This window comes from Pseudomonas sp. D8002, from assembly GCF_013385695.1.
Classification (GTDB): domain Bacteria; phylum Pseudomonadota; class Gammaproteobacteria; order Pseudomonadales; family Pseudomonadaceae; genus Aquipseudomonas.
In genome coordinates, this window is sequence record NZ_JACAPM010000013.1 from 14,460 (window position 1) to 25,392 (window position 10,933).

Below are 10,933 nucleotides of genomic sequence, written 5' to 3' on the forward strand. Positions count from 1 at the left end.
TAGTCAGTCAAAAGGAAACTGCCAGCCCGAGGCCAAATCGCTTTCACTTGCGGAAGGTTGCCTGGAGAATTTTTCGGCCTTGTACCCGCAGGAATCACTGGCCAGTCTTTGCCTGGTCGCTGCACATCAGCAATCGGGTGTGGAAACCCGGAAATTACAGGTACCTCCCCTATCGATGATAAGCCTTCCGGTAAGTTGTGGGGCTCACGCCCACGATCGAGAAAAAGTGCTGACGTAACGACAGGCTTGTACCAAACCCGCAAGCGTCAGCGATCGACTCGACGCTATGGTCGGTGGTTTCAAGTTGCAGTTGGACGGCCTTGATTCGCTCATTCGTGAGCCACTTTCCAAACGTCGAGCCGGTCAGTTGCTTGAAGTGCCGGGTGAAACTGCGTCGACTCATCGCCAGCCTCGTCGCCACTTGATCGATTGACAACGGTTGTTCCAGGTTTGCCCGAAGCCAGTCCAGCAACTGGCCGAGACGCTGGTCGCTTGCGCCTTGAGGAACAGGCTGGCTGATGAACTGGGCCTGGCCTCCGTCGCGATGGGGGGAAACCAGCAGTTGACGCGCCAACGCGTTGGCAACCCCCCGCCCGTAGATCCGCCTGACGATATGAATACAGCAATCGAGCCCCGCGGCCACGCCTGCAGAGGTCAGGATTTGCTGCGCCTCGACATAGAGCACTTTGGGGTCCACTTCAATGCGTGGGAAATCTCGCGCCAGATGCGCCGCCCACGCCCAGTGCGTGGTTGCCCGCTTGTCGCACAGCAGGCCCGCATGGGCAAGCACGAACGCCCCCAGGCACAGGCCGACCACCAGCGCGCCCCGTTCATGGGCTGCCTGAAGCGTTTCGAGGAGTGCGCTCGGCGGCCTTTCGGTGACGTCCCGCCAGCTGGGAATGATGACAATGTCAGCTCCTGCAACCTGGTCCAAACCATGGTCACAGTGGATCGCGAAACCGGCGTTGGTAACCAGCGCCCCTTCTTCACCCGCACACACCACCAATTCGAACCAGGGCGAATCCCCCACTCGGCGATCTTTACCAAATACGAGGCACGGCACAGAAAGGTGAAAGGGGCTGATGCCGTTAAAGGCGATGACTGCAACTTTCACACTTTTATTCATAGGGCGAGCCTGATCGAGATTGGCCCGATTCTAATGAAAAATGGTCATTGGGCCAATGGTGTGAGTTCCCGGATGCGTTCACTCTGATCGCAGCTGCATTTCACCGGGAAATGCGCAAATCAGAGCTCAGGGCCTCAATGAACATCGCCACCTTTTGCACGCTGGGAGCACTTATGACCACTCTTTCGATGACCGCACCGGCACACGCCAGCGAACCGGTGCCGTCCGTCCCCTATACCAGCGAGTCCACTGGCTATCATTGGTCCAGTGTGGACGGCGTGAGGGTTTTTTATCGCGAGGCCGGCCCCAGGGACGCGCCGACCCTGGTGCTGCTCCATGGCTACCCTTCGTCCTCGCGCATGTGGGACTCGCTGATCCCGCTGCTTGCTGACCGGTATCACGTGATCGCCCCCGACTACCCCGGGTTCGGCAGAAGCGACGCGCCCTCGGCCGCGACCTACACCTACACGTTTGACCATCTGGCCGACACCATGAGCAAGCTGCTCACGCAGTTGCAAATCCATGAATACACCCTGTTTATGCAGGACTACGGCGGCCCGGTAGGCTTTCGGATGATCCTCAACGCGCCGCAAAAACTGCACGGCATCATCATCCAGAACGCCAATGCGTATGACGAAGGCCTGGGTGCCAAGTGGGCGAACATCGCCAAGTACTGGAAGGCTCCCACCGAACATCCCGAACAAGTCGATGGGTTCACGGGGTACGAAGGCACGAAGCAGCGCCACTTGGGCACCAGCCCTCATCCCGAGCGTTACAACCCTGATGCCTGGGAGGACGAGTTTGCCGCCTTATCCCGTCCGGGCCAGCGGGCGATACAGTCGGCGTTGTTGCTGGACTACCAGAACAACGTGGCCTCTTACCCAAAATGGCAGCAATGGTTGAAAGACAATCAACCGCCGATGTTGGTCATGTGGGGAAAATACGACCCGTCGTTCATTGTGCCGGGAGCCATGCGCTACAAGGATGATGTGCCGGGTGCCGAGGTTCATATTCTGGACGCGGGGCATTTCGCGCTCGATGAAAAAACCGAGCAGATCGCCAGCCTGACGCGTCAGTTCATGGCGCGTATCACCGCCGGTAAATAGTAAAGAGTGGGAGGCCCGCGCCCGACTGATCGTCGGGTAACCCTGCAGTTCGTCGCCTCAAGCATTCCACTTCACCCAATCTCGAATACTGTATACACATACAGCACTCGAAATACCTCCTATGAATATCGACGAAGACACCTGCGGGTGGCTTGGCATCCCCACGCCTCTCGAAATGCACAAACAACATGCCCGGCTGCTCGAGAACGAGATCCAGGAACTGAACCTGCAACTGCGTAAGGCCCGGGCGGATATCTTCGGCCTGGTCGCGATGCTGACAGAAGCACAGGCAAAGAACGAAGAGTTTGCCGGATACCTCAGGCTGCGCGGTGCCGAAGCTGCAGCGATGAGGAAGCAGATCGCCAACCTCACCACTTCAGATCGACTCAGCACGCGCGAGGCCGAGAGGCTGCGCAGTGTGCTGAACGAACTGATGTCTCACCCGAAAACCATTGTCTAAGCTCAGGTTTCAGGTTGAGGGCTTGGCCATGTGCGGAAGATTTTCCCAGTACAGCGGCATTCACGACTTCGTCGCGGCGCTGAGCATGCCCAATGCCCTGGCGAACTCCGTGGGTGAGTTGCCGCTGGGAGAAAATCGACCTGCAACCGAGTGGAAGCTGACGCTGTTGATGACGGCGCTGAGGATCGCGCCAATCATCGTTTGGCTGAACGCAAACGCAGCCAAACCACCCCGACCAGCCCCAACGGCACCCCCAGGCTGAGCCATGAAAGCAGGTCATAGACGCCGTCACCGATCAGCGCCGAGAGCAATCCGAACAGGCTTAAAACAAAGAGCAACAGCGGCCAGCGAAAGATCATCCACAGTCCGCGCCTCATGATCGGCCCCCCATTTCCGGCCCGCTGGCATGCAATTCATCCAAGCGTTTTTGCAACGGTACCTTGCGACGGCTCAGCCACAGGTAGAGCCCACTGCCGAGGATGACGATGCTGATGAGATCGAGCAGCGTCCAGATGATCTTCAGCGGCACACCACCGTAATCACCAAAATGCAGCGGCTGCGAAACCAGCAAGGTTTTCACGTACAACGGCATCTCACGCATGTCGGTCAGCTCGCCGGTACTCGCATCCACCAGGGCCGGCTTGAGCAATCGCGCAGTGAGCGGCGTGGTGCCGCGCATGAACACTGCGTAATGGTGCTGGCTGCTGAACTGAGTACCGGGAAAGGCGATGAAGCTGGGCTCCATGCCTGGCGCCGCCTTACGCGCGGTATCCAGCGCTTTTTGCAACGACCCGAGGCGCTCCAGCGGCGGCGCATCCTTGTAGGGCGCGGTCATCTGCGCCAACTGGTCACTCTGCCAAAAGTCGAAAATGGGCAATGCCAGCGTATTGATCACGCCTGTCAGCCCCACCACCAACACCCAGGCGAGGGTGACGATGCCGAGCACGTTATGCAGGTCCAGCCACTTCAAGCGTGAACTGCGCCCGTTGCGCACGGTGGCAAAGTCCAGCTTGCGCATGAACGGTGTGTACACCACCACGCCGGACACCAGCGCCGCGACCAACAGCAGCCCCATGAAACCGAGAAACAGATAACCGGGCAACCCCATGAATAAATCGGTATGCAGGCGCAACATAAGGTTCATGAACCCATCGTCTGGCGGTACCGCAGGAAATAACTCGCCAGTGCGTGTATCGAACGACTGCGAATGCCCCTCGATCGGTGGCGGCATAATGCTCGTTGCCGTGTACACCGTACCGAGCGGACTTTCCGGATCGAAACCGACAAAACGCACGACCTCCCCCGGCTGCGCCACCAATGCACTGGCAATGACGGTGTCGTAGTCGATTCGTGGTGTATCGGCGGTCAGCGGGCGCAGGGGCGGCGGCGGCTCGAAGTAGTGCTCAATCTCTTCATGAAAGATCAGTGGCAGCCCCGTCAGGCACAGCAACAACAGGAAAACGGTAGCGATCAGGCTGGTCCATTTGTGGACCAGAAACCAGATACGCAAGGTGCGTGCAGTCATGCTCGGTGGTTTTCCTTAAAGCGCCAGGCTCGCCGCGCGTCACGGGGCACAGCGAGCCCCCAGGCGGTATCAGTATTTCCAGGTAACAGACGCTACCAGGTTACGCGGGGCGCCGTAGCTGGCGGTCGTGGCACTGTTGTACAGCGATAGCAGGTATTTGCGATCGGTGACGTTGTTCAGGTTCAGCGACGTGCTCCAGTTGCTGTCGATGTCATAGCTGGCCATGAAATCGAGCAACGCGTAGGCGTTCTGGTGGATGGCACTGTTCGTGTCGTTTTCCACTGCACTCTGCCAGCTTACCCGTGTACCGATCTTGGCTTGGGGCAAACTTGGCAAGCGATAGGTGAGCATGCCGCGCACGCTATGAGTTGGCACATACTTACGGGCCTTGTCGCCATCGTCGTTGTCGATGCGCACGTAGGTATACCCGGCGAGCACGTCCAGGCCGGGTAGCGCTTCGCCAGAGGCTTGCAGCTCTACTCCGTGACTCTTGTAATCCATGGGGTCGTAAACGGACCGGCCACCCACCAGGCCGACATACTCCGCGACATTCTGCTGTTCGGTCTTGAACGCCGCGGCGGTGACGTTGAGGCGGTCATCCAGCAAGCTGCCCTTCACACCGGCTTCCATGCTTTTGCCTTCAAGCGGAGCAAGCAGTTTGCCGTCCCTGCCCAGGTTGTACTGAGCGCTGTAGATTTTCGTCCAGCTGCCATACACGCTCCACTGCTTGTCCAGGTCGTAGACCAGGCCGGTGTAAGGCGTCACCTTGCCATGTGCGCGGGTGTAGTAGTCGGAACCATAGCTGTCGCCGGAAGCGTCCAGGCTGATCATCCGCGCGCCGGCGATCCAGTGAAGATCATCGGCCAGACTGAATCGGGCACCGGCGTACACGCTTTTCTGAGTGTCCGTGAAATTCTGCGTATTGGCGTCGCTGGTAAACAGGAACGACGGATGCGCCAGATTGCCCGCCAGCACATCCGAGAATGAAACGTCGTAGTAGCCATCTGCAGCCGCATCGTATTCCCGGGCCTTCTGATGGGTGCGGCCATAGGCGGCACCGAGGGTCAACTCATGCTCTCGGCCAAACAGGCTGAACGGGCCGGAGACCTTGGCCTCGCCCAGCAACTGATGAGCCTCGCTGGTGGTATTGGCGGCAAACACTGAGGCGTCATCACCGCTGACCCCGGCGACATACATCATGTTGGTGTCTTGCTTTTCGGTGATGCCCGTAGCGGTGACCGTAGCGTTCCAGCCGTTGCCAAAATCATGCTTGAGCTCAGCGAATGTGCGCTGGGTACGCAGGTTCCAATAGGTCCACGGCTGGCCGATGCTGGAGCTGCGGCTGCCATAGTGAATGGCGTTGCCATCGTTATCCACCAACGGCAAGTTACCCCAGGTGCTGCCGTTTGAATTGCTGTCGTGCTGGGAGAAACCCACGGTTACGGTGTCGGCATCGGACACATCGAACGCCAACAACCCGGCAGCGACGTTGCGCTCATGGCTGTATCGATCCATCCACGAGTTGCCCTTGTCGTGGGAGTAAATGAAGCGGCCGCGTACGTTGCCGGTATCCGTCAACGGCCCGGAAACGTCCACGTCCACACGACGGCCATCCCATGAGCTGACGCTGGTATCGATTTGCGCCTGGAAGGTCTCGGTCGGACGTTTGCGTACGAAATTGACCGTGGCCGACGGGTTGCCAGCCCCGCTCATCAAACCATTGGCGCCATGCAGGATGTCGATCTGCTCGAACTCGGCCAAGTCCTGATCACCGACCAATACGGTTCCCACGAAGGGCATGCCCACGCCATCGTATTCAAAGTTGTTGATATCGAAGCCGCGCGAGGTGAATTCCGTACGATCGGTTTCGGTTTGCTCCACGGTCACCGAGGGCGCAGCACGCAGCGCATCCTTGATGCCCGTGATCTTGAAGTCATCCAGGGCTTGCCGAGTGATGGTGGTCACGGCCTGCGGGGTTTCCTTGTCCGTCAAGCCCAGACGGGTAGTGCTGGACGACGGGTTGCTTTTGTAGCCCACGGTTGGACCGTCAATAGGTTCACTACTCGCTTCGATCTGGGTAGTCGGCAACGTCAAGTCTTCGGTGGCGTGAACGAGGGACGCAGCGCTGCAAGCGCCAGCAAGCAACAGACTGGCAGAAAAGTGATGTTTCAAAACGAGGATTCCTACGACGAGTGGGTCAAGCGCGTTAACATTTCGAGAATGCTAATAGGAATCTAACTCAATTACCAAGTTATGTCGGACATTTTTTTCACATTTCGAAACATTTACCGTCGGGTACATTTGGCTACATTTGTCGTTTGAAAATGGGAAGGCGCGGAACACTGAAGATTCGCCGTTGAGAAGATTTCGGCCGCGGCTCAGGCCGCGAGATTGAATGAGGGCGACTGATTCTGAACCGAGTGGCTCCGATTCCACATCAAGCCATGTACTACCCAGTAGATTCGTCGGGAGCTGAAGCTGATGAAGCGCGAAGGCCTGTCAGCAACCTCACTCCAGTAAGCACTCATCCGCACACTCCTTTTTATGGACACAAGGATATTGACATGCCTCAGAAAGGAGATTCAAGAACAGCGTCTGACCGAGATTGGCTGGGGAGCCAGGGCGCTGGTACCCTAGTCGTGGAAGGAATTGCCGGGGTCAATTCATGGACGCCGACCGAAGACCGCAAAGAAGATTGATGCCTGCGTTGGAGCTATCGCTAAACGACAAAATGGAAAAGATCCGGGTGGCGGTTCTTTTTTTCGAGCTCAATAAAAAACCCCGTAGACGTTAATCTACGGGGTTTCTAAGAGTGGAGGCCGAGGTCGGAATCGAACCGGCGTAGGCGGATTTGCAATCCGCTGCATAACCATTTTGCTACTCGGCCTCAAACGATCAATGCCTTACAACCGACATTCACCGCATACAAACTTGAGTGGGCTATGTGAAGCTTGCCTCTACTCTATCTCATTGAAAACATTGAAGTTTTTAATGCTTCAGTGCGTTCGATGGGCGCAATTATGTACTCATTTGCCAGGGCTTGCAACCCCTTGATTTCAAAAAATATTCTCTCAAGGGGCAGGCATTCCTGGTGGGCTACCCTACCGCCCGGCTTCTTCCTTGTCACGGATAACCTGCAATTGATACTGCGGGTCCGCCTTGATCTGCTGTTCGGTAAACGGCAGCGGGCTGAGTTTTTTCTCGGAAAACGCCTGGGTCTGGTCCTTGAAGTATTTCGACGCGGGGTCGCTGGACAAGGAGAATGCCAGCACACCTTCGGCATTGGGCCCCTTCTCGTCGAACGTCACGATCTGCAGGTAACTGCTGCCGCTGACTACCTCGCGCTTGCCATCGGCCCGAGGCACGCTTTGCATGGCGTTATAAACGCCCAGCTCTTGCGGGCCGCCGTGGATCGGTGTCTGGCCCGAGACCTTAATATCACCCCAGCGGCTGTCCGCCGTCAGCCCGCGCTTGGCCACGTCGGCGGCTGACGCGAGCATCGCTTCATGCAGCGCCTTGGCCACGTTTGCCCGATCGACCGCCAGCCCACGTGGTGTGGTCAGGGGTTGTGCCGGATCGAAACCCACCTTCCACGCGTCCGGCGCTTGCGCCAGTTGCTCCGCCAGGTTGATGAAGTGCACCAGGCCCAGGCCGCTGTCGAGGTTGGCGCGCTGGTCCCAGTTTTTCAGGCTGTCGCACACCGATTTCACGCTGGCATCGGCACCCGCGCAGAACTTCAGCAAGTCCGGCATCACCTGGCTGGCAAGATACACCTGGTTGTCCATGACCATATTCTGCAGGTCGGCGACCTTGATCGGTTGCTTGTCGAGCTCCTGCAAGCGTTGCAAGGCAAAGCGCGCACGCGGGCCCAAGCCGATCTTGTCCTGGCTGATAACGGGCGAGAACCCGGTCAAGGGTGCCTTGGGGTTGACCAGCCAGGCCGAGTCATTGGAGTGCTGCACGTAGTCGGTGCGCTCCAGTTGCGGCAGTTGCTCGGCGGGGAAGATCCCGGCCTGGGCGGCACGCGGGTCCACGTCCCAGGCGCAGGCGCTGCGAGAGCCGTCGAGCATGATGAATTGCAGCCCGACCCGTGGGTCACTGCACTGTGCGAGCTTTTTCGCGCTGACGTTCGGCACCACCGACAGGTTCATGTACAGGCTTTGACCCTGGTCATCCGCTGCCACCGTGTTGACCCACGGGATACCTTGCAGGGTGTGTACCGAGGTTTGCAGTTCCTTGAGGTTCGCCGCGCGGTTCATCGCGTACCACTGTTGCAGCACACGGTCGTTGCCCAGGTTGGCATCCCGCAGGCTGAAGGCATATTTGGCGTCCCAGTCGAGTTTGCCCGGCCATTGCACGATGGGGCCGAACTGCGAGCTGTAGACCGTGCGGGACTGTTCCCGGGTACCGCCGTCGGCAGTTTTTGCCGCTACCTTGATCGTGGTTTTATCCATGGGCACGGACTTGCCGTCCAGCAAATAGCGAGTCGGGTCCTTGGGGACCAGAGTCAGGCGATACAGGGTGAAGTGCTTGGACGTATCAACGGTGTGCGTCCACGCAACGTGCTGGTTGAAGCCGATATTGATCACCGGCAGGCCCGGCAACGCAGCGCCCATCACATCCAGCTGGCCGGGGATGGTCAGGTGCATCTCGTAGAAACGCATGCCGCCCACCCACGGAAAATGCGGGTTGGCCAGCAGCATGCCGCGGCCGTTGAACGAACGGTCACGCCCCACCGCCACCGCGTTGCTGCCACGGTCCAGGGCGAAACGTTGCTGGTTGGCCGCCGCGACCTCAAACGCCTTGCTGTCCACCTGGGCGACGGTGTTGGGCGGCGTGGCCCCCACCAGGGCCTCGGCAAATTGCCCGACGCCACCTTCCACCAGCAGCCGGCGGGTCAGCTTGACCAGGTCTTCGGCCGTGATCGGCCGTACCCAGGCCGCCTGGCACTGCGCCGGCAAACCCTGGGCAGTGCGCTCCTTGAGGTAGTGGTTGTAACCGGCAACATACCCTTCAATGCGCTGCTGCATCGCCGGGGGCTGGGCCTTCCAGAATGCCGCAACGGCCTGGGGGGTGTTCAGCCAGGTGAAGAACACGTCGTTGGCAAGGTTGTTACGCCCTTCCAGGGTCGCCTGCTCGGGACCAAAGTACCTGGCACGCTCGCCATTGACCGTTACCACCTCATTGGCCAGCAGGCACAGGTTGTCCTGGGCATAGGCATAACCGATGCCGAACCCCAGCCCACGCTCATCGTTGGCCCGGATATGCGGGACACCAAAGCTGGTGCGACGGATCTCGGCGGTGGCCTGTTGCTCCTGCACCCGCGCCGTGGCCGAAAGACTCAGCCCCAGCAACGCCCCTGCCACACACATCCTGAACAACCCGTTGGAAATAATCACGCAGACTCCACAGCCAAATTAAACACCGCGACGAGGGACAGCTTCGCCAACACCTCAGTTAAGACGTAAATACCGGGAATAATTTTAGCAGCCGCAGGCGTTTATTCGGACAGGTCGGTATGTCTCCAGGATGTTACCGACAAAATTTCTACATCCCCCGCTTCATGATTTGTGCAGCTCGTACGTCTTATTAACTAAGAGCGCCATCATTTTCCTGATCAGGCTCTGATAAGGAGTTTCTGCATGTACAACTCGCAACTGCCCACGGAAGGACACTCACCCATGCATGACGGAGGTTTTGCCACCGGCAACCAGGCGTTCGGCAAGGCGCCGGAACATGGCAACCAGCGTATTCGTCATTTGCTCAAATGCTTTGGCCTGCGCACCAGCCTGATCCGGCTGAAGGTCATCGACGCCCTGCTGACCGCCGCCGACAACCAGCGCACCCTCGGCGTGCGCGGCGTGCACAGCCATTTGCTGGAGCTGGGCATCCCGTTGTCGTTTCTCAGCGTGCGTGAGGTGCTCAAGCGCCTGTGCACCGAAGGCGTGATCACCCTGAACGCCGACAAGAGCTACAGCCTGCACGAGCAGGCTGCCAAAGTCCTGGAAGGCCGGGCCTGACTCAAAGGTTGGGCTTGACCTTGCGACGCATCACACCGTTGATCACCACCACGGTTACCGCTACCGCAATCGCGATGTACTGGAACGTCTTTTCGCTGATGACCCCGTTGTTCTGCAAGTAGGACAGGCCAAACATCGTCCCCAGCACCAGCAGGGAGATCAGAATCGAGTATTTCAAACGTTGCTTTTGGGTCATGACAGGTTCCTGAAGCTAAAAAATTGTGTCCACTTTGTATCGACTACCACACCAAGCACATACCTGTTAGCGGGGATGGATTGGGGTCGGCGGGGTCTCATGTTACAGGCGATGAAAAACTTTGGCTTGCCCAACGCCTGATTGAACCTGAGAGCACCCTAGAGGATTTTGAAATGCTTCGTCGAATCACACTGCTGATTCCCTTGCTGATCATGTTGAGCATGAGCGGCTGCATTATTTTCCCCCACGGCGGCGGTTGGCATGACCATCGCTACAGCGAAGGCGGACCGGGGTATTACCATCGCTGATCGGTCATCCGTACATTTTCTGACATCTTGAACACTTTACAGGCGGAGCCATTCCCCCTGCTTCCGACACTCAGCAAGAGCGTCCAGGAAGCAGGGAGGTTTTCCTGAAAGGCGCATTCCTGAATGAGCGTGCCTAAAGGTGTTCACGATGATAGTCAGCAACTCGGTTCCTTCCTCCACTGCATACCCACC

General features: G+C 58.3%; 10 protein-coding genes, 1 tRNA gene and 1 pseudogene. 5 read left to right on the forward strand and 7 right to left on the reverse strand.

From position 1 onward, the window contains the following. Positions 1–169 precede the first annotated feature (169 nt). Positions 170–1,126: a GlxA family transcriptional regulator gene (locus HX807_RS07345; RefSeq protein ID WP_173883067.1), complete on the reverse strand. Its 957-nt coding sequence runs from the start codon at positions 1,124–1,126 to the stop codon at positions 170–172. Positions 1,127–1,299: 173 nt separating this feature from the next. Here HX807_RS07345 and HX807_RS07350 point away from each other — a divergent pair, with 173 nt between their 5' ends. The 3 genes and pseudogenes from HX807_RS07350 to HX807_RS31615 all read left to right on the forward strand — a co-directional run. Further along, positions 1,300–2,232, forward strand: coding sequence for an alpha/beta fold hydrolase (locus HX807_RS07350; protein ID WP_256349374.1), 933 nt, complete (start codon positions 1,300–1,302; stop codon positions 2,230–2,232). A gap of 121 nt (positions 2,233–2,353) precedes the next feature. Beyond that, a complete protein-coding gene (locus HX807_RS07355; protein WP_008435088.1) occupies positions 2,354–2,692 on the forward strand; it encodes a hypothetical protein in 339 nt (112 codons plus the stop codon). A gap of 28 nt (positions 2,693–2,720) precedes the next feature. Next, a pseudogene (locus tag HX807_RS31615) lies at positions 2,721–2,826 on the forward strand (DUF159 family protein); the annotation flags it as partial. A gap of 60 nt (positions 2,827–2,886) precedes the next feature. Here the strand turns inward: HX807_RS31615 and HX807_RS07360 are convergent. The 5 genes from HX807_RS07360 to HX807_RS07380 form a co-directional block, all read right to left on the reverse strand. Continuing rightward, complete coding sequence (locus tag HX807_RS07360) at positions 2,887–3,069, reverse strand: hypothetical protein (RefSeq protein ID WP_023658797.1); 183 nt, start codon at positions 3,067–3,069, stop codon at positions 2,887–2,889. Next, positions 3,066–4,217: a PepSY domain-containing protein gene (locus tag HX807_RS07365; protein WP_102606116.1), complete on the reverse strand. Its 1,152-nt coding sequence runs from the start codon at positions 4,215–4,217 to the stop codon at positions 3,066–3,068. Before HX807_RS07365 ends, HX807_RS07360 begins: the two co-directional genes overlap by 4 nt. A gap of 69 nt (positions 4,218–4,286) precedes the next feature. Beyond that, positions 4,287–6,389, reverse strand: coding sequence for a TonB-dependent siderophore receptor (locus tag HX807_RS07370; protein WP_003207678.1), 2,103 nt, complete (start codon positions 6,387–6,389; stop codon positions 4,287–4,289). A 641-nt stretch (positions 6,390–7,030) separates the two neighbouring features. Beyond that, a tRNA-Cys gene (locus HX807_RS07375) sits at positions 7,031–7,104 on the reverse strand. Positions 7,105–7,318: 214 nt separating this feature from the next. Next, the gene (locus HX807_RS07380) at positions 7,319–9,616 is read right to left on the reverse strand and encodes an acylase (RefSeq protein ID WP_177049633.1); all 2,298 of its coding nucleotides are present in this window, start codon (positions 9,614–9,616) and stop codon (positions 7,319–7,321) included. A 243-nt stretch (positions 9,617–9,859) separates the two neighbouring features. Here HX807_RS07380 and HX807_RS07385 point away from each other — a divergent pair, with 243 nt between their 5' ends. Next, the gene (locus HX807_RS07385) at positions 9,860–10,237 is read left to right on the forward strand and encodes a hypothetical protein (RefSeq protein ID WP_032899365.1); all 378 of its coding nucleotides are present in this window, start codon (positions 9,860–9,862) and stop codon (positions 10,235–10,237) included. A gap of 1 nt (position 10,238) precedes the next feature. On the opposite strand, the gene HX807_RS07390 is transcribed toward HX807_RS07385, so the two are convergent. Continuing rightward, positions 10,239–10,433: a hypothetical protein gene (locus tag HX807_RS07390; RefSeq protein ID WP_003207574.1), complete on the reverse strand. Its 195-nt coding sequence runs from the start codon at positions 10,431–10,433 to the stop codon at positions 10,239–10,241. Between the two features lie 173 nt (positions 10,434–10,606). Here HX807_RS07390 and HX807_RS31620 point away from each other — a divergent pair, with 173 nt between their 5' ends. Beyond that, a complete protein-coding gene (locus HX807_RS31620; protein WP_256349375.1) occupies positions 10,607–10,741 on the forward strand; it encodes a hypothetical protein in 135 nt (44 codons plus the stop codon). Positions 10,742–10,933 lie beyond the last annotated feature (192 nt).